Here is a 24255-nt window from a genome sequence, read left to right as displayed (position 1 = left end):
TCGGAGTCGGCGTCCTGAATGTGCCGTTCACGCTTCCCGCGGCGTCCGCCAAACGTCGGCGGGGGTCTCGACGCTCCACGTGCCTTACTTCCGGCCCTCCTGGCCGTAGCGCCCGTCATGTGGGCGAGTCAGGATGCCACGGTACCACTAACCGACGCCGAGGCAGGTCCGATAGCCTTGGGCAGCCTCTGCTGGTCGTAACCGGCTGCCGGGCGTCGCGTTCGGTCAAGCGCTCCGAGGAGGGCCTCGACCTGCTCCTCGCTGGCGAACCCTGGGTGCGTCGGGGCACGGGCATGTTCCGGACGAGCTGCTCTCCCTCGGCCTTCCGAGCTATCGCGCAAGGTCGAGCGTTGTAGCCGGTTCTGGGCCATCATAGGCGGGCAGGAGGGTGCATGAAGCTGAGCGCGCGGAATGTCTTGAAAGGACGCGTAGTGGACGTCGTGCTTGGGGCGACCACGGCGCGCGTGAAAATCACCATCGCAGGGGGAGCCACTATCACGGCCTCGATCACCGTGGAGGCGGCTCAGGAGCTTGGCCTCAAGGTCGGGGACGAGGCAAGCGCCATCATAAAGGCGTCCGATGTCATCGTCGGCAAGGAGTAGGGCTGTGGTCGGACTCGCGGCCGTTCTGCTAGGGGTAGGAACTTACCCTCGCGTAACCAAGAGCAAAGTGGTGCGGCCAGTCCTTTGTAGGCAAGGGGTTACGAGGACGTAGCAGAGTGGTGAGCCGCGTGCTGAGAATCGGCCCGCACGGTTTGAGAGGGGGATTCTGGAGCCCGGGCCCGCAAGGGCACCGCGCCTGATTTCTACCAATGGATCCCGGCCTCCGGCGAATCGTTTTAGCGCGGCTCGAGGCGGACGGCTCCCTCGGCGAGGGGTGGGGCGACCTCGTCCTAGGTGCGCTCGAAGGACGCGCCGGCCTCGAGGCGCGGCTGGCGGGGAGTTCCGCCTCTTCCCGACCCCTCGAGGTGCAGAATGCGCCACCTCCCGCCGGCACGTTCCTCCGTTCGATCGCCGTCGAGGGGTTCCGCGGCATCGGCCGTGCGCAGACTCTGGAGCTGGCATCCGGTCCAGGTCTTACCCTCGTCGTGGGGCGCAACGGATCCGGTAAGTCGAGCTTCGCGGAAGCCCTAGAGGTGCTCCTCACGGGCGACAGCCTGCGCTGGAAAGAGCGCGCCGCCGTCTGGCGTGACGGCTGGCGAAACCTTCATCATCCCGTGGCGTGCCTGAGCGCCACGTTCCTGGTGGAAGGCGAGCCACGACCCTGCGTGGTGTCGCGGCGGTGGGAGGCGGACGCTGACTTTGAAGCCGCCGAAGTCGCGGTCGAGCTTCCCGGCCAGCCGAAGTCCGACCTCGACTCTCTCGGCTGGACCTCCGCACTGCGCACGCATCGCCCGTTCCTCTCCTACAACGAGCTGGGCTCACTCCTCGACGAGGGACCCTCGAAGCTCTACGACGCCCTTTCCTCTATCCTCGGCCTGGAGGATCTCGTCGAAGCCCAGGGCGCCCTTCAGGAGGCCCGCCGGTCGCGTGAAAAGGCAGTCAAGGACACAACCGAGGCGCGGGATCGCCTTCTCGAGCGATTGCGGGAGGTTGATGACGAACGGGCGCGGCGGGTGGTGGCCGCCATCGAGGGGAAGGAATGGGATCTTGCCGCCGTCGAAGGGGTCCTCGCTGGTGCCCCCTCGTCTGGGGCAGGCTCGGCGACAGCCGAAGTGCTGCGGGGGATTGCGAGCCTAGAGCCGCCCGACCCGGCTCGGGTGGCCGACGCCGTGGCCGAGATGCGTGGCGCGGCGCGCGCTCTCACCTCCGCCCTGGGCACAGCCGCCGCCCGCTCCCGCGACACGGCGAACCTCCTCGAGCTCGCCCTCGCCTTTCACGCCGCTCATGGCGACGGCGACTGCCCGGTTTGCGGCCGCGAGCGCGCCCTTCACGATGCCTGGACCAAACAACAGCGGAAAGTCCTGGCGCGCCTTCGGGAGGCGGCGCAGGAGGCGGAGGCGGCTCATAAGCGAGCCGATGCGGCCCGGCGGCGGTGGGAGGACCTGGCGATCCTGAAAGGCGAGGCTCTCCAGCGTGCCAGCGAAACGGGGCTTGACCTGAGCGAGCTCGTCGCCACGCTGGAGGTCTGGGTGCGGGCGAGATCGATCGACGATCTTGCGGATCTCGCCAACCACGTGGAATCCGCGAGCGGGCAACTGCGTGAGGCGGTCCTTCGCCTGCGCGAGGCCGCGCGCGCCAAGATCGAGCACAGGGAGGACACTTGGCGTCCGTTGACAGGGGAGGTCGGAAACTGGCTGGCTGGCGCGCGAGAGGGGGTGCGCGGAGCCGCTGACCTTGAGCGCCTCAAGCGCGCGGAGGCCTGGCTCAAGAAGGCTGCGGCGTTGATCCGTGATGACCGCTTCGGGCCAATCGCAGAAAAGGCGGCGGGGATCTGGGAATGCCTTCGCCAGCAAAGCCACGTGGAGCTGGGGCGGATCCAGCTCACGGGAGACGGCAACCGCCGGCGGGTGGTCCTCGACGTCACCGTTGACGGCGTCGCGGCTGCGGCTCTCGGCGTGATGAGCCAGGGCGAGCTGCACTCCCTGGCCCTCAGCTTGTTCGTCCCCCGTGCCACCCTTCCCGAGAGCCCGTTCCGCTTCATCGTGATCGACGATCCTGTCCAGTCTATGGATCCGGCCCGCGTCGAGGGACTGGCCCGCGTCCTCCAGAACGCTTCCACGGACCGCCAGGTCGTTGTTTTTACGCACGATGACCGCCTCCCGGAGGCAGTGCGTCGACTCGATATCGCGGCCACGATCGTCGAGGTGACGCGCCGGGAGGGGTCAATTGTCGAGCTGCGCCGGTCTCTCGATCCCGTCCTACGCTACCTCGAAGATGCTCTTGCCGTCGCCGGCACGGCCGGGCTCCCCTCGTCTGCCGCAGCGCACGTGGTGCCCGGACTGTGCCGGCTCGCTCTCGAGGCGACGTGTATGGAGGTGGTGCGGCGACGTCGGCTGACTCGTGGAGAGGCTCACGCCGCGGTTGAGAGGACCTTGAGCGAGGCGGGGCGCCTCACCCGGCTCGCCGCCCTAGCCCTCTTCGACGATGTCGGGCGCGGCGAGGAGGTGCTCGATCGACTCCAGCGCGAAGCGGGAGCGCCACTTGCCGATACCTTCCGGCGCTGCGAAAAGGGGGATGAGATCCCACCGGCGGACGCGGGTGACCTCGTCCGCTTGGCCAGCAAGCTCAGCGCTTGGCTCCGGGGCCTGAGTTGAGGGAAGAGGACGACACCTCCCGTGTCGTACTGAGCTTGGCCCGCGGCATGCTCGCACGCGTGGACCCGGACACGGCGGGCCTGTGGCCCCGAGCCTCAGCCCTGCTCGCGTGCCGGGCCCTGGAGGTCACGGTGAACCGGCTGTGGGAGCGCCGCACGCTCGATCTGCAGGGCTGCCCGATGAGGGTCCAGCTGATCTGCCTCCGGACCTACCTGGGAGACGCGGACCTCGCCGCCCGCGCGGGCCATGCCTGGTCAGCTCTCAGCAGGGCATGCCACCACCATCCCTACGAGCTGGCTCCGACCGCGGCGGAGCTGCGAGGCTGGCTCGCAGTGGTTGAGGAGCTGATCCACGAGGCCGACTAACCCTCTCATAAGACTATGGGGGGAAGGGTTGGCCCTCTGAGGCCCTCCATCTCCTAGCCCAAGGACAATGATCCGGTCGCGCAACCGCTGCGGGGGTCGCGTTGTGATCAAGCGCGCCCAGGGAACGTCGCAGCAGAGTCGCTCAGGTCACGCTGGGTCAGGAAGGGCGGTCAACCGTCGCTAAGGGCGTCGACGCGGGCCCGGAGGTAGTCGCGGACCGCCGGATCGGAGGAGAGACCGATGGCCACGGTCAGCGCCTCGCGGGCTTCGGCCTTGCGGCCGGCACGGGCGAGGAGGTGACCGCGAGTCGCCCAAAAGGGCTGGTAGTCGGCGAGCCGCTTGTCGTCGGCGACGGCGTGAAGGGCGGCGAGTGCGGCGGCGGGCCCTTCGACCTCGCTCAGCGCGGCAGCGCGGTTGAGGGCGACGACCGGGGAACCGGTCAACGCCAGCAGGTGGTCGTAGAGGGCGACGATCGCCAGCCAGTTGTCGACGCCGTTTAGGCGCCGGGCGACGTGCGCCGATTGGATCGCCGCCTCGACCTGGTAGCGGCCGGAAGGGCCGCCGGAGCTCGCCTCGCGGAGCATGGTCTCGGCCTCCCCGATTGCAGAGTCGTCCCAAAGGCTTGTGTCCTGCTCCTCGAGCGGCACATAACCACCGCCAGGGCTACGCCGGGCGGCACGCCGGGCCTCGGTGTAGAGCATGAGGGCGAGCATTCCCTTGGCCTCGGGTTCATCCGGCAAGAGGTTGACGATCAACCGGCCGAGCCAGGTGGCTTCGCCGGCGAGTGCCGTGGAGGCTGCTTCGCCGATCTCACCCCAGGCCTTGGCGTAGGCGGCATAGATGGCTTCGAGCACGGCGTCGAGCCGCTCGGGCAGCTCCTCGCGGTCGGGAATGCGGAAGGGAATGCCCGCGTCCTTGATGCGCGCCTTGGCGCGGACCAGGCGCTGGCCCATGGTCGCCTGCGGGATCAGGAAGGCGGCCGCGATTTCGGCGGCCGTGAGCCCGAGGATGGTCTGGAGGATCAGCGGGGGCCGCAAGCCGCGCTCGATCGCGGGATGGGCGCAAGCGAACATCAGCGCGAGGCGCCGGTCGGGAATTGCGTCGGGTGAAGCGGCGGCGGCAGCGATTTCTTCGGCCATGCGTTTCAGGTGCTCCTCACCGGCCTTTCGGGTCTGCCGCCGGCGGACGGCATCGGTCTGGCGGCGGCGGGCCACCGTGAGCAGCCAAGCGTCGGGATTCTGCGGCACGCCGTCGACCGGCCAGAGCCGAAGAGCCGCCGCGAAGGCGTCGGCCAGCGCATCCTCGGCGCCGGCGACGTCCCGGGTGGACGCCGCGAGAAAGGCGACGAGGCGGCCGTGGCTCTCGCGCGCTACGCGCTCGGCGGCCCGGGCCGCCTCGTTCGCCTCGCTCGTCACTGCCCGGCGGTCCAGAGCGGACGGATCTCGATAGCGCCGTATTTCGAGCTCGGGCAGCGCTCGGCCCATTCGATGGCGGCGTCGAGGTCCGGGACATCGATCATGAAGTAGCCCGCGAACTGCTCCTTCGTGTCGGCATAGGGGCCATCGAGCACTTTCTTCTTACCGGATCGCACGCGGACGGTGGTCGCGGCCCTGGTGCCCTGCAGCCGCTCGCCGGGAGCGAAGCCGGCGCCGGCCTTGGCCAGCGCCTGGTTGAAGGCGCCAAAATCGGCTCCGAGCTGCTGCTGGGGCGCGGCGGCCAGCGCCTCCTCGTCGTGATGGATCAGCATCATGAAACGCATTGTCGTCTCCTTTGTCGCAATCGGCGCATCACGCCCCGATTTGTAACTATGACGGCGGGCCGCGAGGGATTTCGACCTTTTCTCTTTCGGTCGTGTCCCGGCTGCCGGTCAGGTCCGGCTCAGCTCCGAGACCGGCCGGACCTCGACGGTGCCGCGGGCGGCGGCGGGGCAGCGGGCGGCCCACGCGATCGCCTGGTCGATATCCGGCACGTCGATCAGGTAGTAGCCGCCGAACTGCTCCTTGGTATCGGCGTATGGGCCGTCGAGCACGTCGGTCCTGCCGTCGCGGACCCGGACGTTTGCGGCCGTCTTGGCGGGCTGGAGGCGCTCGCCGCCAAGGTTCACCCCGGCCCTGTTCATCGCCTCGGTATAGGCGCCGTAGTCCGCCGACATCCGCGTGATGCCCTCGGCCGGGGCGGTGTCCGCCGCGCTTTCGTCGGTGTGGATCAGCAGCATGTAGCGCATCGGTGGTCTCCGCTTGGGATCGGGGCCCGATTGCTCCGACGCTACTATGACGCGCCGCCGCTACCGATTTCGACAGCCGTCCCATCAACCGGCAAAGCCGGGCATCATGGCACGGACCTCGATCGATCCCATTGTCGACCAGCAGCCAGACTCGTTCTTCCGCGCCTTCGGTGCGGAAAAGAGTCTGGCGATGGCACCTATCTGACTGACGGGTCGAGACTTGGCCCACATCGGAGCGCAAGCCGAGCAATCGGGCCCCAGTTGTCCTCCATGCCCGAAAGTGGAGCAGTCGAGGCAACAAAACAAGTTAACAGCCATCGCCTTGGCACGGAAAGGCTGCCACCGAGCCGTTCTATGCCGGCCTGAACGGGCGGTGCTAGGCTTTGAGTAGCGTGGAGCGGCTGGCGCAGTACCGGGAACCGCCGGGAGCGTCCGGCAGTCCCGCCTGGCGGCGAACACCATCCGCGAGGAGCACGAGCTCAATGAGGCAGGCGGCCCGCCGGTGTGTTTCGTGGTGCAGTGCCGGCCTTATCATCGTGAGCAGCGCCATCGCGTCCAGGGATCAGACGCTCGACGGTGAGTGGCTCTCCGATGGCTACGGGCACCTGGCCGAGGTCAAGGGCAGCGAGATCAGCCTGTTCGAGGTCACGCCGATCAGTTGCCTGGTGTTGGAGGCCTTCACGCTGAAAGCCGAGCCCGTCGATCCCCGCGGCACGCGATTCGTCTCGAAGGGGGGCATGCTCTTCCTCGCGCCTGGCCCCGATCGCGACTCGGAGTGGTTCCATTCACCCGACGCTGCTTCTAGGGTGTTGTTCCGTCGCGCCGCCGCGCGGCCGGAGGTGTGCGACCGCCCGGCCAAGAACGATCCGCTGACGAGCTTCAACATCTTCGCGGCGACCCTCGCCGCGCATCATGGTTTCCTCCGGCATCGCGGCGTCGATTGGCCCGCCCTCACCCAGACCTATCGCGCGAAGGTGGATGCGCGCACAACGCCGGACGAGCTCTTCGACATCTTCAAGGCGATGATCGAGCCCCTGCACGACATGCACACGTTCATCCGTGCGCCGACCCTGAAGCGTGAGTTCGGCGGGAAGAGGCCGGGCACCCTAACCCTCTTCTTCTCGGCTGCGGAAGAAGCGAGGACGATCGAGATCCTCGAGACGCATTATCTCGCGGGCAGGCTGCGTGCCTGGTGCAATCGCCATCTGCGGTATGCGCGATCGAAGACGGGCCTAGGGTACCTGCGCATCGACGCCCTCCAGGGGTATGCGGCGGGAGGCTTCGATGAGGGCGGGCGTGCGCTCGAGGCGGCACTGGACGAGATCCTGGAGGACGCGCGAGGCGTGAAGGGACTGATCGTGGATGTCCGCCTCAATCGCGGCGGCGCCGACCCGTACGGGCTCCAAGTAGCCGGGCGACTGACTGACGAGCCCTACGTGGCGTTCGTGAAGCGGGCGCGCAACGACGCTCAGGATGCCGAGAGGTGGACGGCGCCTCAGCCCTCGACCGTCCGCGTGAGCGGGGGGCCTCGCTTTCTGGGGAAGGTAGTGGAATTGATCGGTCCTGACACGGTCAGCGGCGGGGAAACCTTCACCATGGCCCTCATGGGCCGGAAGCCGCATGTCATCCGCATCGGTGAGAACACGCAGGGGGTCTATTCCGACGTGCTCGAGCGCTCACTGCCCAACGGCTGGCAGTTCGGGCTCCCTAACGAGATGTTCCTGACCGAGCAGGGGATCCATTTCGAGGCCAGGGGGGTCCCGCCCGACATCCGCGTGCCCGTGTTCCCGCAGTCCGATCTCGCGTCCGGACGCGACGGCGCTGTCGAGAGGGCTATAGAAACGCTGCAGGCAAGCGATCCGTGACGCTGGCCTGACGGCCTTGAGCCGAGAAACGAGTGTGACGCGCATTCTCCCCTCAAGGGGCGAGTGCCGCGGTAACATTCCGGATGCCGATTTCGCTTCTCTCGGTCCAGGGCTCGTTGGAAGAGGCGCTTCACGAGCTGCTGGTTCAAGGCGGTGAGCTGACCCAGCGGCTCCTTGGGGTGCAGCGCCGACCTCAAGCCTGATGAGAGGCGATGCAGCTCACAGACGAGGGCCCCGCGACCGGCGCCTCGAGTTCAGAGGGAAGAAAACGCTCGGCACCGCCAACCGACGCGCCGGCTCGGGCCGCGAAGGCGCGGGGCACTTTGGAACACGCGGAACTCCTTCTCCAATCGCGGGGTCTGTTTCAGGTATTTCTCCGACATCTCAGCGCGTCGAGTGATCCTCGACCGTCATTGAAATAAGAACGACCCGACTGTCAGGTCGATCGGGCGTGCGAGGAGGGACGACGTAGGAAATGGCGGGAATCCAGTCGTCGGGGATAGACCTTGGAAGTGGAGGTCCGTGAGAACCGTGCTACGGCCCGGCGAGAGGAATTGGAGATCCCCGTCGCGAACGTCCGTCCTACCTTGGGCGACGGCGTTCGCCCACGCCTCGAGATCGGTGATCGTCGTCCCCCCTTCGCCCGCGTCGAGTTCAATGCCGTCGAACTGCGGGGCACCCGGCAAGAAGCGATGACGTGAGCCGATGGGTGGGGCCACGATCTTCGGCAACGACATATGTACGCCCCGTACCGCATCGACGCGCGAGCCGTTCACATGAGGTACAGCAAAACGGAAATCGGCGACCAGGAAAAGAGTATTGTTCGTGGGAGGCGTTGTGCCCGTTTGCGTCGGGAGAAAAGTGAGGACCTCCGGCACCGCGACGAAGCGTAACGATCCCGGACTGTTACTGACCGCGTCCGCGTCGGAGACGCGGAAGTCGCGGAGAAATGCTTGGGTGACGGCAACGGGAGTAATTTTGTTTTGGCCCGCCTCCACCTGCTCCACCGTCAGGTCGCGCATCACCTGGGGGCCGAGGCCGTTCAGGGAATCCCCGAACCATTGCAGAAGAGCGGGCGAGAGTCCCTCGATCTCGAAATAGCAGTCCTCGTATTCGACGCCGCCGAGACCCTTGTCGAAGCAGCCCGCGAATGATGCCAACTTCAGCGATTCATTGTCGAGCTTGAGGAAGAAGGTCCCTACGTACGGCTGGGGTGGTGGGGGAGGGGGTGCGGCAGCCGCGGGCCCGGGAGGTCCCGGCGGGCCAACCGGGCCCGTGTCACCGGCTGGACCTGCGGGCCCCGCGGGGCCCGGAGAACCCTGCGGTCCGGCCGCCCGTGGGGCCGGGAGCTCCCGTAGGCCCTGCTGGTCCGGCCGGGCCTTGGGGCCCAGGGTCGCCCTTCGGCCCTACGGGGCCCACCGCTCCTAGCGTCACGTCGAAGGCATCAACCTCTCCTTTTGTGGAACGTTCGTCTTGGTCGTGGTCCACGCGACGGCCGCGCGCAACCGTCAAGCGGTACGAACCCGGCAGCAGCCCCGGGGGCAGCGAGGCCAAGATTTGGGTTGGGGTCGCGCTCTGGACGACCAATTGGAGAGAGTCCAAGGCAACCACGGGCGGCCGATTCCCGAAATTCTGCCCCCGAATCGTGAGCACCTGAAGTTGAGGGTCGGCGCTCGCGCTCAGGATCAACGGTCGGCTACGATCGCCCTCCTCCGCCCTTGGTGGCACGGCGGCCAACAGCAACCCGATGGAGACAGCCGTTACAGCCGTAGACAGAACTCCTCGTTCCCTCGCTGCCTTGATCACGGTCCCTCCTCGTTTGGCCAAAGGCGGCCACAGGCGACAAGCCTCTCCCTCGTCCGGCGTACCACAACGACGAGACCTGATCCCGCCCCGGGGCTCCAGAACCTCTGGAATCCTGGATTCTGGGCCGTGACATCGGGCGTCCAGGCGTCCCTGAACCGAGGATCCATTCATACTTAACCGCTAGGGCATTGAAGCGAATGGACTTGCGGGGGCTTCCCAGTCCGGTTCCTTCCTAGGACACCGGAGAATCAACCCCTTTGAGTCGCCCCTAGGGTTTGCTGCACGGCCCCTGTCCTCTCTTCCTGGGAGGTCTCTCACTAGGTAACGCGCGAATCGGAAGGGAAATCACTCACCGTATTTGTGGTCCTGTCGGGCGGCCCTCAAATCGGTTCTTCCGCACTGTCTGGTCGGGGCCCTTGCCCAGCGTGCGCCACACCCTTGGGAGCACAGGGGTTTGGAGAAGGGCGCGGCGCCTACTTGCTATCCGAGGCCACCGCCGCCCTTGGACGCCGGCGTTGATGTGGCCCGCCAGGCCCGCTCGATCTGTTGCATCATCAGCGGGTACACGATTAGGTGCCGGAACGGCTTGATCACGGCCATGTAGCCGGTCCCGAGTAGTCCGTTTGGCTTCACCAAGATGGCCATCTGGCCGCGGTAGCCGCACGCGTGATCCGGAAGCCACCCGAGATGCATGACCCCGTGCATGGTCCGGTTGGCGATCTCCGCGGCAAATTCGTTCTCGAGCAGGTACAGCGAGGTGAAGGGGAGCGCGGCAAAGTCCGGGCCTGATGGGGCGTCGCGCAGATCCGCCGGCAACCGGTCGCGGAGCGTCGCTACCCTCGCGCCGAGGCCGGCGTCTGCGTCGTCCCAACCGAGCAGCTCCCCGACCTTCCACCGGATCGCCCAGAGCGCGCGGGCGGAGCCTCCCGACAGGTCGCCCGAGGCGATCCCCTGCACCAGTCGAGGGAAGTCGTCCGGGCCTCCTGGCGTCGGCAGCGCCCACACATCCTCGAGTCGGAAATCGCGGGTGAGCTCGTGGATCCGCCAGGGCCGGGAGGTGTGGGCGGTGCTCGTGAGCCTCATGGGTGAACTTGCATCTCGCTCCAATCGGTCATAGCAGTTTCCTGGGCGTGAGCTTCTCCCTCCTATAGCGCCTCCGCCACTCTGTGCTCCGTGCGACTCAGAGTCCAATAAGACTTCCTGAACCGCCGAACTGACGCCGGGCTCTCACGTCGCCCGTCAGCCTTCGCCGGGGGGTCTCGTATGTAGTGCCGTTGCCGGCCAAGGCGTCTCAACTCCGAGTGCTCACTCAAGGCTCCCGCCTTCGCCCCCACTTCACGCTCCAGAAGAGAAGCCCCGCCAGGATCGCCGTCCCCACTGCCAAGTCCCACACGCACGGAAGACCCAACTTGTAATGCGGCATGTAGCGCCATAATCCATGGCGATCGACGATCGTCTCCTCGAATAAGACCCACGAGCTAGCCAGTATCAACGCGACCGCCACCCTGGCGCGCATCGGCAGGTCACGAAACCTCATTGCAGCCATAGAACCCTCCTCAGCGGGCGGTACCCATACGGACAGTGCGAAGGATCGGGCAGTCACCATTGCAGTCACACTTGACAATCGTCTTGAGGCGCTTCCGCATCTCCCGGAGCCTTCTGATCCGACCGTCAACCTCGGCGATCTTCGCCGCTGCCCTTGCCCGAGCCTCGGCGGTACGACCTTGGCCGTGCAGAACCGGAATCGCCAGCAGGGCCCTTATCTCCTTCAGGGAAAAGCCGAGGGTCTGCGCCCATTTCAGCATCCGAAGTTGCTCCGCTGCCCGGGAAGGGAAGTCGCGGTACCCTGAGGGTCGGCGCGGCGCCCGTTCGATTAGGCCGTGGAGCTCGTAGTACCGCACGGCTTGAACGCTCACTCCAGCTGTTGCCGCGAGATCGCCAATCCGCATGGGGCCCCCTCACAATGAAAGCTACACCCTATAGCATGGTATAGAGTCAAGGGCCGTTCAAAAGGGCCGTTAGGTGGTGACCTGCCGGGTCCGCGATCTATTTCGCCATCGGAGCGCGACAACTGGCTCGGCGCGCAGAGGCCTGAGACTAGAGGGTAGGGTTGGCACGGGGCATGCACGTGCGTCTCGTTCGGATTCAGCCGCAAATCGGTTCTACCGGGCTGTGGGCGGTTCAGATCCCGCGGGGAGGTGGGTCATGCGCTTTCTTGCCGTGTCGCTTGCGCTTCTCAGCTTGTCGGTGCCTGCCATGGCCCAGGAGAGGGGATCCTTGGCCCTGGACGCCATGACGACGCCCGGCAGGCACTTCGGAGTCGGCTACTACATCACGGACGGTCTCAGCCTGCGGCCCAGCCTCGGCGTCGGCTATTCCGCCCAATACGGAACCACGTTCAACCTCGGGGCGGACCTGCGCTGGGAGCTGCTGCCCGGGACCAGGTTCAGCCCGTATTTCACCGCTGGGTTCAACTACTTGCGCGACCCATTTCTGGTGCAGTACCCTTCCAGCGGGTCACCCGTTCCGGCCGCGAATCCCACTGTGGCGCGATATGGCGCGGGCCTCGGACTCCGGACACGGCTCAAATACCGGTTGTCCCTCGTCGGGGAAGGCCGGGTCATGAACTCTGCCTTCCGGGACGTGCCCGCCAGCGGGTTCTATGGTCAGCAAAGCCTCCAAGCGGGAGCTCACTTCGAGGCGGCTCTTGGTCTTTCCTACGCTTTCAATTGAGCACCGGTAGCGAGATCGCAAGAGAGACGTAATGAATGTAAAGGCCACCACTGGGTCGCGCCTCGCATCGATCCCGTCCGTCCTCGCGTCGGGACAACCTGTCCCCAGTCGAGACCAACCGGGAGAGACCCATCGACTGGCCTCAGGGGCGTTCGCCCCGCCGGCAAGTCCTACGAGACCGACAACGGCCTGGCGGAAGTCGCGACGCGGCGGAAGGACGGCAAACTCGTGGAGACCTGGGAGCTGGCGCCGACTGCAGCCGCATCCTGGACGTGCGCCCCGAAGGCGGCTTCGGTGAGGACGTGATAGCGAGCCAAGACCGAAGCCGTCCGACGCCACTCGCCGTAGCCCTCCTGGCGATCTCGTTCCTGTCCGCGGCGCGACCCGCCGTGGCAGCCCTAGGCGACAACCTGGTCTCGATCGAGAGCGACCAGCTCCACATGAAGGGCACGCTTCGGACTGTGGCTATGCCGGGCTACCTCCTGCACGAGATTCAGACCCCGACGGGTACGCTGGTCCGGGAGTTCTCCTCCACTGCCGGAACCATCTTTGGCGTCTCGTGGGAAGGGCCGTTCCTGCCCGACCTTCATCAACTCCTCGGCGGGTCTTACGACTCGTACCTCCAGGCCGCGCGGAAGAAGCCTCTCGGCCGCGGACCGCTCCTGCTCCACTTGCCTGAGCTCGTCTTCGAGTCAACCGGCCACCCCCGGAGCTTCCATGGGCGGGCTTATATCCCGCGGCTCTTGCCGGAGGGCGTCCCGGCCGACGGCATTCGATAGTTCGCGGGAAGGAGCGAGCATTTGCGAGTAGCGTTCATCGTTTCCGCCTTCGGTCTCCTCGGACTGGCCTCTTGCGGCGGAGGAGGGACGGGGAGCAGCTCGTCGGGGGGCAACGTCATCGGCGGGCCCGGACCCAACGTCCAGCCGATCGTGGTGAACTCCGGTCCGGCCAACAACTACGCCGACGGAGCCTTCACCAGCGTCACCGTCTGCGTGCCGGGGACCAACGACTGCCAGACGATCGACGGCGTGCTGGTCGACACGGGATCCGTGGGGTTGCGGCTCTTGTCTTCCGTGCTCACCGTCTCCCTGCCGCCCCAGAACGATGCGGAGGGTGCTCCGGTCTTGGAATGCAACCAGTTCCAAGACAGCTATCAGTGGGGGCCGGTGATCATGGCCGACGTGAAGATCGCCGGCGAGCAGGCCACCGCGGCGCCCATCCAGGCGATCGGGACCTCGGCTTTCAGCGTCCCGAAGAGCTGCACCCAATCGGGGCTTCCCGCCCACGAAACGGTCGACTCCCTCGGAGCGAACGGAGTCCTTGGAGTCGGGCTCTTCCGGCAGGACTGCGGTTCGGCATGCTCTGTCACCGGAGCCCAGAACCCGGGCCTCTACTACTCGTGTCCTTCATCCGGCTGTGTCCCGACCACGGTGGGCCTGAACCAGCAGGTCCAGAACCCCGTGTGGCTTTTCCCGCTCGACAACAACGGGGTGATCATCCAACTGCCCGCGATTGCAGCGACGGGAGCGCCGACGGTCAGCGGATCGATGGTCTTCGGCATCGGGACCCGGTCGAACAACGGGCTGGGGGCGGCCGTCGTTCTTTCGGTCGATGACACCGGAGACTTCACCACGACCTTCCAGGGACAGTCGTACGCCTCGAGTTTCATCGACAGCGGCACCAACGCGCTCTACTTCCTCGATTCCCCCACGACAGGGTTTGCGACCTGCCAAGACGCATCTTTCTTCTACTGTCCCCAGACGCCCGAAGTTCTGGCGGCGACGAACCGCGGCACGAACGGGTCGAGCACGAGCGTCAACTTCACGGTCGCCAACGCGGACGCACTCTTCAACTCCCCCAATGCCGCCTTCGACAACCTGGGCGGACCGAACGCCGGGTCTTTCGATTGGGGGCTGCCGTTCTTCTTCGGGCGGAATGTGTACACGGCCATCGAGTTGCAAAGCACCCCCGCGGGCCTCGGACCGTACTTCGCCTACTGAGACCGTCGAAAAGGGTCGCGGCCGGTTCCGGGTTCGCGTTCAAGAGAAGCTTCGTGATGAGAATGCGATTCTAGAGAGAAGACCTCACTAGGGCATCACGTCTTCGGCGTCGCTGTCGCGGGTGCTCGCCAGGGCTTGTGGAATCACGACCATTCCCACCACCGCCACGACCTCGCAGACCTTCACCGGGGTCTCGTCCGCACCGGCGCCGTCGTTCAGTCAGTTACCGTCGTGGGGAGCGGCGAATGCGATCTCACTCTCAGCGGCCTCACGCCGCAGACTACGGTCACGGTAGGGCTCGGTATCGGGCAACCCACGAATGGAACTCGCGGGCTGCTGACGAGTATCGAGCCTGCCAGGGCGAACGTGATCGACGAGGTGGCGGGTACGTTTAGCTTCCCGCGCCTCGCCTTGCTCGTCTGCCAGTAGGCAGTCAGAACCCACACCCGACTCGACGGGAAGGCCATCCACACCGCTTTCCTGTTGAACAGGAAGCCTTTAAGCCTCGTCCTGGGCGGTTCCGGGCCGGTTCCTCGGCATCCTGAGTCGCCCACATGACGGGCGCTACGGCCAGGAGGGCCGGAAGTTAGGCACGTGGAGCGTCGAGACCCCCGCCGACGTTTGGCGGACGCCGCGGGAAGCGTGAACGGCACATTCAGGACGCCGACTCCGATCCCTTAGACCGTCGACTGCGGTGAGGACCTGGCAGTTTAGGGCCTGGTCGAGGTGGAATATATCATACCCGGATAGGATATACTCATTTCAGGGGAGGCCAATGGCCCACACGATCCGAGATAAGAAAAAGCTCCTCAACCGGGTGAACCGCATCGCGGGACAGGTTGACGCGCTCAAGCGGGCGCTTGAGGGAGAACAGGAGTGCGGTTCGATCCTGCACCTGATAGCCGTGTCTCACGGAGCGATGAATAGCCTCATGGCAGAGGTTCTGGAGGAGCACCTCCGCGTGCACGCCTTCGCAGGCGCCGCGCCCGGCTCCAAGGCTGCCGAAGAGGCCGAGCAGGTGATCGACATCGTCCGCGCCTACCTGAAATAGTTGGGAGAAAGCGAAAGGCAGGGACTCATGATCGACCGAGACCTCGCGACACAGACCGCCGATCGCCCGCATCATTACGAAGAGGGCGGAGAGCACGGCGTCGAGTGGTCCGAGCTTGCGCGGATCGCCTTGGTGGGGCTCGCCGCGGGAGCGGTCTGGTTTTGTCTCTGGGAGCCCTTCCCGCGCATAAGCATCGTTGGGCTCGCCGCCACGCTGGTGGGCGGATACCCCATCTTCAAAGAAGCCCTCGAGAACCTCCTTGAGCGCAAGATGACGATGGAGCTCTCCATGACCATCGCCCTCGGCGCGGCCCTCGCGATTGGAGAGTTCTTCACCGCCCTCATCATCACGCTCTTCGTGCTTGTGGCCGAGATCCTTGAGGGACTCACGGTCTCCCGAGGGAGGCGGGCGATCGAGGACCTGCTCAACTACCTACCGCGCACTGCCAAAGTGCGGCGAGGCGTCGAGGTGCGCGAACTCCCACTCGACGAGCTCCGGGTCGGGGATCTGGTGCTCGTGAGCCCGGGTGGCCGGCTTCCGGTAGACGGGATGGTAGTGGGCGGCCATTCCTACGTCGACGAGGCGACGATCACCGGAGAATCGATGCCGGTCGAGAAATTGGAGGGGGGTCAAGTCTACGCCGGCACCATCAACCAGTCGGGCGCCCTCGAAGTGCGCGCGGAGCAGCTAGGGCGCGACACGAGCTTCGGCAAGATCATAGAGGCGGTCGAGCGTGCGGAACGCTCCCGGGCGCCCGTGCAGAAGACGGCGGATCGACTGGCCGGTTACCTCGTCTATTTCGCGATCGGAGCCGCCCTCCTGACGTTTGCCATCACGCGCGACGCCCGCTCCACGATTTCCGTCATCATCGTGGCGGGCGCGTGCGGGATCGCAGCCGGCACCCCTCTCGCCATCCTCGGAGCCATCGGTCGGGCGGCACGCCTGGGGTCAATCATCAAGGGGGGTCTGTATCTCGAGATTCTCGCGGTTGTCGATACCGTGGTGTTCGACAAAACGGGGACGGTTACGTATGGGGCGCCAGAAGTGCGCGCTATCCTTCCCGTCAGGGGCGTTTCCTCGACAACCCTTTTCGAGGCGGCCGCGGTTGCCGAGCGTCGCTCGGAGCACCCGCTCGGCAAAGCGATCCTCAAGCGGGCTGATGAGCTTGGCATTAGAGCCGTCGAGCCGGACCACTTCGCCTACACGCCGGGAAAAGGCGTCGTGGCGAAGCTCGGAGGCGAGCGCATTGTGGCCGGCAACCGTGCGCTCCTCAGCGAACACGGGATCGCGGTTGTCGAAGACTTCGGCAGCGACCCCTCCGCTTCTGAGGTGTGGGTCGCCATCGGCCCGCGGGTCTTGGGCGCCATCCGGATCGCAGACTCGCTCCGCCCGGCGGCTAAGGAAGCGGTAGGAGCCTTGAAGGCTCTGGGAATGAGGACGGTGCTTTTGACGGGTGACCAGAGGAACGTGGCCGAGGCAGTGGCGCGGGAGCTTGCGATCGACGACTTCAGCGCTGAGCTGCTACCGGACGACAAGATGCGCGAGGTCAAGAGGCTTGTCGAAGGAGGTCTGACGGTGGCGATGGTGGGCGACGGCGTCAACGATGCTCCCGCGCTCGCGGCCGCGAGCGTCGGAATCGCGATGGGCTCTGGAACGGATGTCGCCCGGGAAAGCGCGCACATCGTCCTGCTAGGCAACGACTTACTGAAGCTGGTTGAGACAGTCCGGATCGCGAAGCGAGCCCGGCGGATCATCATGCAAAACTTTGCCGGAACGCTGCTCGTCGATGGCATAGGCATCGTGCTCGCCGCCCTCGGCTTCTTGAACCCACTCCTGGCGGCCTTCATCCACGTGGCCTCCGAGCTGACGTTCATCCTGAACTCGACCCGACTGCTGCCGGGCGCCCTGCACGATCCTCGTGCGCCGAGTGTGGCTCACGCAGGGGTGTCGGCGTGACCGAGAGCCTTACCGAAGAACGACCGGGCAGAGGTGGGCTCACAATCCGGGGCGAAACAGCAGCCCGTGCCCCGGGCGAGGCACCTTTCTCCGTGCACGCTTCCCGCGGGTGGGACGAGACCAGAGGTGACAAAGGGCTCACGTCCGACCGAACGAGTCTAGGATTCTACTGCTGCTCCACAGCAGCTACGGTAGCAGATGCATGGGCACGGGCTCAGTTGGTGTGTTCGGGCGCAGGTGGGTGAGGATAGCCGGATGCCCGGGCTAACCCGCGGCTACCTACGACGGAGCGTATTAGGCCGCGCATGTGGGCGGCCCCAGGCCGACCATTCGAGGTGAGTTCATGTATGAGCACCGCGGCGAGCCCCTCATGCCCCGGCGGGCGTTTCTCGGCCGAATGGCGAAGCATGCCCTGGGAGCCGTCGCCCTCGGATTAAGCGCGCTCTGGGTCGGCATGGCGGGCTACCACTGGCTGGAAGGACTGTCCTGGCTCGACTCGTATCTAAATGCAGCGATGATCCTCGGAGGGATGGGACCTGTGGCGGAGCTGCACACCAGCGCCGGCAAGCTCTTCGCCGGGAGTTACGCGCTCTTCGCCGGCATTGTGTTCCTCGTCGGTGCGGGCGTGGTCCTCGCCCCCATCGTCCATCGCGTGCTGCACCGGTTTCATGTCGATGACAAGAGATAGACCGTTTGAAGCGCACGGGATGATCACGATTTCCTGATGCCCGGAGCTGGGGGGCGGTGATCTAGCCCCCCGTTTCGACCGGACAGCACTAGCCGCTCCGATCAGAGCTTTGACTGGCGATGTTGTCGGTCATCGACACGTGACCGCTCCTCTGGGCCCCTTCGACAGCGCTTGCAGATGCGGTTCGCTCAGCACCCGGCCACAAAACAACGATCTTAGGAGCTGCTGGTAGCAGAGTGACTTACCGCACGGATTCCTGGGCGAATACGTGATCGCGTCCGGAAGATCGTTGTTCTTTGGGCGCCGCTTCCAGGAGTCTTGCCCGACCTCGAAGAGGATCGTTGCTTTGCTGTCCGTCTGTTGCCCGTACCCCTTCACCTTCTTTTCTACCAGCTTTTTTACTTGACAGCCGGAAGCTGAAGGCGCTAGCGTGCAACTCTTTCCGCACTTCAGTGGACGCTCTGCCTTGGCTCCCGTGGACTACAACGACGATCCGCCCCCGCGGCGGATTCGCTCGGCTCATGAAGGGCAACTCGCAATAAGGGGTACGAAATGCGATCTAAACGCCTGCACTTTACGCTGAGGGCGGCTGTCGCCACACTTGCTGTCGCTGGGGCGCTCGCCGCCACCGTCGTTTCAAAATCGGTCTCCTCGACACGCCTGCGGCGAGGCCAGCTCGCTCTCGAGAACGGCATGCCGGCGGCGCTTGCCCGCCACTTGGAGAGGTTGAAGGCGCTGCCCTCGAACGGCGGCGAGTCGCCCGAGGGCCCCGGCTCCGCGGCCGAGGCTGCCTTCCTGCAGCGCGCCTTCCCTGACGCGGACATCCCGGCGGACCGGATTCAAAGTGCCCGGGATTCTCACGGGTTCCACCGGGAGAAGGGCTTCCCGAGGGGCGAGGACCGCCGCGGGCGATGGAGCAAGATCGGCCCAAGCGATGCGGTATATCCCTTCTTCGCGCTGCGCACGAGCGCCATTTACGTCCCGAACGAGTATGTGGCGGGAGGGCGGACGACTTCGCTGGCGCTAGCCGGGGAATGCGAGCCGGGAGAGTGCACACTCTATGCGGGCCCGGCGGGAGGCGGGATTTGGCGCACGAAGGACGCTCTCGCCCAGCACCCCCACTGGAAGTACCTGTCCACCCCCTTCGAGATTAACTCCATCGGGTCCATCGCCGTGGACCCCAACGACCACACCGGGAAGACGATATGGGTGGGTACAGGGGAGGCGAACGCCTGCAGCAGTGGCTGCGAGGCCGGCGTTGGTCTTTACAAGTCGACTGACGGCGGCGACACGTGGATAGGCCCTCTCGGTCAGCCGGTCTTCAACGCCCGGGGTGTCGGTACCATAGCCATCAAGCCTGGCGACCCGAACACGGTCTACGCGGCTTCCACGCGGGCCATCCGCGGGGCGTCCTCGTCCTGCTGCGGCGGCGCCGTCTCCATAATCCCCGGGGCGGCGAAGTGGGGCTTGTACAGATCGACGGACGGCGGTGCGAGCTGGACCTTCATCCACAACGGCGCCGCTACCACCGCCGGCTGCACGGGGGATGCGACCGAGGCCGGCAACGGTACCCCCTGTTCGCCGCGTGGCGTCCGGCGGGTGCTTTTTGATCCCTCCAACCCCAACATCCTCTACGCCGGCTCCTACGCTCGTGGGGTCTGGCGGTCCAGCGACGGGGGGACAACGTGGACGGCAATCAAGGCCTCGCTGAGCCCGGGAACCACGACCACCCGGCCGGAGCTGGCCGTCACCACCCTGCCCAACGGGAAGACCCGCATGTACGTTGCGGAGGGCGCGAGCGGCGCACCGTTCTCGCAGCTGTTCCGGAGCGACGATGTCGCGACGGGCGTGCCGAGCTTTGCCAGCCTTACGAGCGCCAACCCCGCCGATTCCGGTTTCGGCTCCTTCAACTACTGCGGCGGCCAGTGCTGGTACGACAACTTCGTCGTCACACCTGCGGGCTACCCGGACACCGTCTACCTCGGGGGCTCCTACCAGTATGGTGAAACGGGAGGGATCTCCAACGGGCGCGGCGTCGTGCTCTCGACAGACGCGGGAGTGTCCTTCACGGACATGACCATGGATGCGACGGATCCCGTCCACCCCAATGGTATCCATCCCGACCAACACTTCCTCGTGGTCAACCCCAACAACCCCTCTCAGTTCTTCGAGTCCGGCGACGGCGGTATCGTTCGCGCGAGTGGTGAGTTCGCCGATGTTTCCTCCAACTGCCTCCCGCGGGGCCTCTCCGGGCCGGCGCTCAGCCGTTGTCAGCAGCTCCTCTCGCGCGTGCCCACACGCATCGAGAGCGTCAACAGGGGGCTCTCCACGCTCCAGTTCCAGAGCGTCTCCTATAACCCATTCGACGTGGACGATGTCCAAGGCGGCACGCAAGACAACGGCACCTGGGAGACAGACGGCAACCATGTGAAGTGGACCGAGACAATGGTCGGCGACGGTGGCCAATCCGGCTTCGACGTGGCAGATCGGCACTTCCGCTTCCATACTTTTGCGGGTCAGGGCGCGGATGTGAACTTCAACGATGGGGCCGTGGGGGACTGGAACTGGATCGGGGATCCCCTCTTCAACGGCGAGGCGGCCGAATTCTACGTGCCTATCATCTCCGACCCCAAGGTCAGTGGCACGATGTTCACCGGCACGAGCCACGTCTGGCGGACCAAGACGCATGGCCTCGGCTCGATGACACTCGACGTCCTGCGATTGCACTGCAACGAGTGGACTGGTGATTTCGCCGTCACCTGCGGCGACTGGCAGCCTCTAGGCGACCCGGGGAGCGCAGGGCGGCTCACGGCGGCTTCGTTTGGGGACCGGGCCGGCGGCGATTTGGCCGCGGTCCAGCGGGCACCTGGCGACACTTCGACGCTCTGGGCGGCCACGTCCAGGGGCCGCGTGTTCATCTCTAAGAATGCAGACGGGGAACCCGCCGCCGCCGTGACCTTCAGCCGGATTGACGTCTCGAGCTCCCCCGGCCGGTATGTCACCGGGATCCACATCAAAGCCAATAACCCGAACCATGCCTGGATCTCTTACAGCGGCTTCAACGCCTCCACTCCCAGCACGCCCGGCCATGTGTTCGAGGTTGTGTACGACCCCCTCTCGGGAACCGCGACTTGGACGGACAGGAGCTACGACCTTGGTGACATGCCCATTACGGCCGTGGTGCGCGACGACGCAAACGGGGACCTTTACGCCGCCTCCGATTTCGGCGTCGTCCTGCTTGACGACGGCGCGACGTCCTGGACTCAGGCGGCACCGGGAATGCCAAACGTGGAGGTTGCGGGACTCACCATTGTCCCGAGCGGGCGTAGACTCTATGCGGCCAGTCACGGCCTCAGCGCTTGGTCGTTGAGACTTCGCGAAGACGAGGATAATTGAGTGAGGGGGGCCGCCCGCGGGCGGCCCCCTTTGCGCGTCTTGCGGAATTCAGCCGGGGACGGGCTCCGTTTCCATCCGGGCGTGTAGGCGCCGAGTGTCTGCGCACATAAGGGTCCCGACCTTGGTCATCGTGGGCAATCGAGATGTTGCTGATATCCACGCAACATGACGGGCTGCTCCGTGCGCGCATTCCGGGCGCAGCGGAAGTCGTGATCCAGGGCTCAGGTCACATCGTCAACATGGAGAAAGCACAGGAGTTCAATTCTGCTGTGCTTAGCTTTCTAGCATCGGCGCTGAAATGACCGTGTAGTTCAGTCACCCTCCAGAGCTGGCCAAGCGCCATTAACTTCCCGAGGGGCTGCAGGTGCCAGAATTCTGGCGCGTCCCTTACGGCAACCGGGGAGACCTCTGTGGTCTCAGGTCTTCTTTGCAGAAACGCTCCTTGAACGGAACCGCTGCGCGGCGGACATGAGCCGCCAACTCGCCGAGTAATCGTTAGTTCTCAACGAGGGTGTCTGGGTCCTTCCTTTGCGCCGTCAAGCAAGAGCTCCATCGGGTTTGCCGCTTCGGGGCACCGTTCGGTGCTTCGGCTCGGATCTCGAACAGACTGTTCGATAAGCGAACCGGGCCCCCGGTACCCGGGACTGCAACTACTTCATGGGCTTCGTAGGGAGGGCCTACGAAGGATTGAAGGTATTGGCACTGGCTGTGCTCTGAGCACAAGGGTGGCTTCAACGATGGTGCTTCGTAAGGTAGGCTTGCAGACGCCGAGAGTCCGAGCTGGTGCTTTGACCTTGTTGCTACCGCTGGTCGGGTGCGGGACAGCGGCACCAACGGTACCCTCGAGCTACACTCTTTCCTCTCTCAACCTACACTCGTCGGTACAGGTGACATGTCTCCCACGAGCCCTCGATCCCAACGTGTACTGCACTGCCCTAAGGTACCCGGACTACGTTACGAATCTGGCGGCTTGGTCCACGTCGGGCGACGAATTCGGCTTGGCACCACCTCTTGATCCCCCCGTTGCTGTGTTCACGTCGCCGGGTGTCGTCACTCCTCTTAGACAAGGGAATATCTACGTCCGTGCGAAATTCGCCGGCGAGTATGGAAGCTCGCCACACTCGTATGCGGTCGATCCAAGCGCTCCTCCCGTGGTGCTTGCGCCCCTCAGTGGCCAGGTCTACGAAGACAACGGCAAATACACGGCGATTCCCGACGTCACCGTTGAAATCATCGACGGCGCATACAACACAGGGAAGAGGGCGATGACTCTGTCGAACGGCTTTTATAACATTGACCACCTCAGAATGGCAGTGCCTTTCACCGCCCGGGCGTCGAGACCGGGCTATCAGACGCAGGTGCTGACGCATCCGGGTCTCACCGACGACATCAACGGTTATCCAGACAACAACTCTCTGCACTTCTACCTCAAGAGGCTTTAACCGGAGCCCTGAGTAGTAGGCGGTGTAGGTCTTGAGTTGACGACGTATTTCGGCCGGATGATTGACCACGAAGGTCGCGCCGGGGTGCGCTCACCCACGCGGTCGGGTTGTGGCCGCCCCTCATGAAGCCCAGACTTACAGGCCCGGTGAGCATACTCGTTCGCCAAGTCTGTCTACAAATAGCTGATGTTGAGGAAGTTAGGTAGACCTTGACGAGTGTTCAGTCGAGCGTGGCAAGGGACGACGTTGGAGCGCCTGATCGAACGCGAACAAGCACCCGGTTGCGACCGAGCAGCGGCTGTCCAAGGCTCTTGGGCCTGATTCGGCGTCGCTTCGTGGTAGCGTGGCATCCTGACTCGCCCACATGACGGGCGCCAGGGCCAGGAGGGCCGGAGGTTAAGCATGTGGAGCGTCGAGACCCCCGCCGCCGTTTGGCGGACGCCGCGGGAAGCGTGAACGGCACGTCGAGGACGCCGACTCCGACCTGAGTGAGGGTTAGCATGCGGGTGTTCGTCGTCGCTGGCGTCATCCTTCTTGGTGCGCGAGCAGGTGTCGCAGCGGAGGAAACGGCCGCCGCGGACGGACAGCCGGGCTTCTTCGGTCGTTGGGTGGCAAACCGCCTGACAACAGGGGCTCGTGTAACCCACTTCTGGCTGCAGGACACGCGGCGCTCGGACGCCAACGGGTATGACAACCTGAACCAGACAGGGAACTTCTTAGGGAGCCTCTGGGGTCTTGATGCCCAGCAGCATTACTTCCCAAATCCCTTTGTAGAGTACCGGATCATATCGGCGTTCGGCGCCGGGATCGCCTACGACCAAGCCCGAGCCAAGACCCTGGACTGGGGTGATGTCCAGCACACCATCACCGCCGGGGATGGGGACGTCGAGATCCGCGGGCTACAGTTCTACGTCTTTGGGCGCTTCCGCAACCGGACTCGCGTGACCCCCTATGCAAACCTGGGCTTCGGTCGGTACTGGTCGCGCTTCTTTGTGTCGCCCGGGTGGGCCCTACCGGGCCGTCGTTTCGAGGTTGACGATACGAGAGGCTGGGTTTTCTCCGGGGGTTGCAGCGTGGCTTTGGTTCGGCACCTGGGCCTGGAGACGCTCTACCACCACTCGCAGTTGGAGGCGGTGACCGGGCGTGCGTACTTCAACCGTAACCACCACCGCAGTGGTGCGTTCCCCATGCAGAACGACGTTCTTAGTGCCGGCCTTTTGTACGGATTCTGAACGAGCACTTGCCAAGAGCTGCCTGCGGCGTCCTCCGGGGTCTCGCCTCGGGCGAGGCCAAGAGCCCGGAGGAGTCCGTCGCGCACGCGCCTGGGAACGATTTCGGAGTCGGCGTCCTGAATGTGCCGTTCACGCTTCCCGCGGCGTCCGCCAAACGTCGGCGGGGGTCTCGACGCTCCACGTGCCTTACTTCCGGCCCTCCTGGCCGTAGCGCCCGTCATGTGGGCGAGTCAGGATGCCA

19 protein-coding genes are annotated in these 24255 nt (G+C 65.3%); 13 read left to right on the top strand and 6 right to left on the bottom strand.

Translation table 11 applies throughout. The annotated features are described in order from the left end of the window. Positions 1-392 precede the first annotated feature (392 nt). The 3 genes from VN461_22470 (at position 393) to VN461_22460 (ending at position 3621) form a co-directional block, all read left to right on the top strand. The gene (locus VN461_22470) at positions 393-602 is read left to right on the top strand and encodes a TOBE domain-containing protein (protein ID HXB57544.1); all 210 of its coding nucleotides are present in this window, start codon (positions 393-395) and stop codon (positions 600-602) included. Between the two features lie 209 nt (positions 603-811). Then, positions 812-3256, top strand: coding sequence for an AAA family ATPase (locus tag VN461_22465; GenBank protein HXB57543.1), 2445 nt, complete (start codon positions 812-814; stop codon positions 3254-3256). Then, positions 3253-3621, top strand: coding sequence for a hypothetical protein (locus tag VN461_22460; GenBank protein ID HXB57542.1), 369 nt, complete (start codon positions 3253-3255; stop codon positions 3619-3621). The genes VN461_22465 and VN461_22460 overlap by 4 nt, the downstream gene beginning before the upstream one ends. 170 nt (positions 3622-3791) lie before the next feature. On the opposite strand, the gene VN461_22455 is transcribed toward VN461_22460, so the two are convergent. From VN461_22455 to VN461_22445, 3 genes are all read right to left on the bottom strand, one after another. Further along, positions 3792-5036 (bottom strand): DUF6596 domain-containing protein, encoded by a 1245-nt coding sequence (locus VN461_22455; GenBank protein ID HXB57541.1) that lies wholly within the window; start codon positions 5034-5036, stop codon positions 3792-3794. Beyond that, entirely contained in the window at positions 5033-5380 is a 348-nt protein-coding gene (locus tag VN461_22450; GenBank protein HXB57540.1) for a YciI family protein, read from the bottom strand. Before VN461_22450 ends, VN461_22455 begins: the two co-directional genes overlap by 4 nt. 108 nt (positions 5381-5488) lie before the next feature. Beyond that, positions 5489-5845, bottom strand: a complete 357-nt coding sequence (locus VN461_22445) for a YciI family protein (GenBank protein ID HXB57539.1) — start codon at positions 5843-5845, stop codon at positions 5489-5491. 482 nt (positions 5846-6327) lie between these two features. Here VN461_22445 and VN461_22440 point away from each other — a divergent pair, with 482 nt between their 5' ends. Next, positions 6328-7710, top strand: a complete 1383-nt coding sequence (locus tag VN461_22440; protein HXB57538.1) for a S41 family peptidase — start codon at positions 6328-6330, stop codon at positions 7708-7710. Between the two features lie 410 nt (positions 7711-8120). Here VN461_22440 and VN461_22435 read toward each other — a convergent pair whose 3' ends face one another. From VN461_22435 to VN461_22425, 3 genes are all read right to left on the bottom strand, one after another. Beyond that, the gene (locus VN461_22435) at positions 8121-8870 is read right to left on the bottom strand and encodes a hypothetical protein (protein HXB57537.1); all 750 of its coding nucleotides are present in this window, start codon (positions 8868-8870) and stop codon (positions 8121-8123) included. A gap of 1126 nt (positions 8871-9996) precedes the next feature. Beyond that, positions 9997-10599, bottom strand: coding sequence for a DUF2867 domain-containing protein (locus tag VN461_22430; protein HXB57536.1), 603 nt, complete (start codon positions 10597-10599; stop codon positions 9997-9999). A 473-nt stretch (positions 10600-11072) separates the two neighbouring features. Continuing rightward, positions 11073-11465 carry a MerR family DNA-binding protein gene (locus VN461_22425; GenBank protein HXB57535.1) on the bottom strand — a complete coding sequence of 131 codons (393 nt, stop codon included), beginning with the start codon at positions 11463-11465 and terminating at the stop codon, positions 11073-11075. 256 nt (positions 11466-11721) lie between these two features. Here VN461_22425 and VN461_22420 point away from each other — a divergent pair, with 256 nt between their 5' ends. The 9 genes from VN461_22420 (at position 11722) to VN461_22380 (ending at position 24014) form a co-directional block, all read left to right on the top strand. After that, entirely contained in the window at positions 11722-12249 is a 528-nt protein-coding gene (locus tag VN461_22420) for a hypothetical protein (protein HXB57534.1), read from the top strand. Positions 12250-12551: 302 nt separating this feature from the next. Next, positions 12552-13028 (top strand): DUF2844 domain-containing protein, encoded by a 477-nt coding sequence (locus tag VN461_22415; protein ID HXB57533.1) that lies wholly within the window; start codon positions 12552-12554, stop codon positions 13026-13028. A gap of 21 nt (positions 13029-13049) precedes the next feature. Continuing rightward, positions 13050-14249, top strand: a complete 1200-nt coding sequence (locus VN461_22410; protein ID HXB57532.1) for a DUF3443 domain-containing protein — start codon at positions 13050-13052, stop codon at positions 14247-14249. Positions 14250-15024: 775 nt separating this feature from the next. Then, entirely contained in the window at positions 15025-15300 is a 276-nt protein-coding gene (locus VN461_22405) for a metal/formaldehyde-sensitive transcriptional repressor (GenBank protein HXB57531.1), read from the top strand. Between the two features lie 27 nt (positions 15301-15327). Continuing rightward, positions 15328-17256 carry a cation-translocating P-type ATPase gene (locus VN461_22400; protein ID HXB57530.1) on the top strand — a complete coding sequence of 643 codons (1929 nt, stop codon included), beginning with the start codon at positions 15328-15330 and terminating at the stop codon, positions 17254-17256. A gap of 343 nt (positions 17257-17599) precedes the next feature. Then, a complete protein-coding gene (locus VN461_22395) occupies positions 17600-17944 on the top strand; it encodes a hypothetical protein (GenBank protein HXB57529.1) in 345 nt (114 codons plus the stop codon). Positions 17945-18637: 693 nt separating this feature from the next. After that, positions 18638-21340 carry a sialidase family protein gene (locus tag VN461_22390; protein HXB57528.1) on the top strand — a complete coding sequence of 901 codons (2703 nt, stop codon included), beginning with the start codon at positions 18638-18640 and terminating at the stop codon, positions 21338-21340. Between the two features lie 920 nt (positions 21341-22260). Next, positions 22261-22782 (top strand): carboxypeptidase-like regulatory domain-containing protein, encoded by a 522-nt coding sequence (locus tag VN461_22385; protein ID HXB57527.1) that lies wholly within the window; start codon positions 22261-22263, stop codon positions 22780-22782. Positions 22783-23282: 500 nt separating this feature from the next. Next, a complete protein-coding gene (locus VN461_22380) occupies positions 23283-24014 on the top strand; it encodes a hypothetical protein (GenBank protein ID HXB57526.1) in 732 nt (243 codons plus the stop codon). Positions 24015-24255 lie beyond the last annotated feature (241 nt).

It is taken from the genome of Vicinamibacteria bacterium (assembly GCA_035570235.1).
In the GTDB taxonomy this organism is placed as follows: Bacteria; Acidobacteriota; Vicinamibacteria; order Fen-336; family Fen-336; genus DATMML01.
The sequence above is the reverse complement of the archived record's forward strand: the minus strand, read 5'-3'. Positions and strand labels throughout refer to the sequence as shown.

Bases quoted from the DNA above. Each gene is read 5' to 3' on its own strand.
- VN461_22470 (HXB57544.1), top strand. From the start codon at position 393: ATGAAGCTGAGCGCGCGGAATGTCTTGAAAGGACGCGTAGTGGACGTC.
- VN461_22420 (HXB57534.1), top strand. From the start codon at position 11,722: ATGCGCTTTCTTGCCGTGTCGCTTGCGCTTCTCAGCTTGTCGGTGCCT.
- VN461_22430 (HXB57536.1), bottom strand. From the start codon at position 10,599: ATGAGGCTCACGAGCACCGCCCACACCTCCCGGCCCTGGCGGATCCAC.
- VN461_22405 (HXB57531.1), top strand. From the start codon at position 15,025: ATGGCCCACACGATCCGAGATAAGAAAAAGCTCCTCAACCGGGTGAAC.
- VN461_22425 (HXB57535.1), bottom strand. From the start codon at position 11,465: ATGCGGATTGGCGATCTCGCGGCAACAGCTGGAGTGAGCGTTCAAGCC.
- VN461_22395 (HXB57529.1), top strand. From the start codon at position 17,600: ATGTATGAGCACCGCGGCGAGCCCCTCATGCCCCGGCGGGCGTTTCTC.
- VN461_22445 (HXB57539.1), bottom strand. From the start codon at position 5,845: ATGCGCTACATGCTGCTGATCCACACCGACGAAAGCGCGGCGGACACC.
- VN461_22450 (HXB57540.1), bottom strand. From the start codon at position 5,380: ATGCGTTTCATGATGCTGATCCATCACGACGAGGAGGCGCTGGCCGCC.
- VN461_22380 (HXB57526.1), top strand. From the start codon at position 23,283: ATGCGGGTGTTCGTCGTCGCTGGCGTCATCCTTCTTGGTGCGCGAGCA.
- VN461_22440 (HXB57538.1), top strand. From the start codon at position 6,328: ATGAGGCAGGCGGCCCGCCGGTGTGTTTCGTGGTGCAGTGCCGGCCTT.
- VN461_22465 (HXB57543.1), top strand. From the start codon at position 812: ATGGATCCCGGCCTCCGGCGAATCGTTTTAGCGCGGCTCGAGGCGGAC.
- VN461_22390 (HXB57528.1), top strand. From the start codon at position 18,638: ATGCCGGCGGCGCTTGCCCGCCACTTGGAGAGGTTGAAGGCGCTGCCC.
- VN461_22400 (HXB57530.1), top strand. From the start codon at position 15,328: ATGATCGACCGAGACCTCGCGACACAGACCGCCGATCGCCCGCATCAT.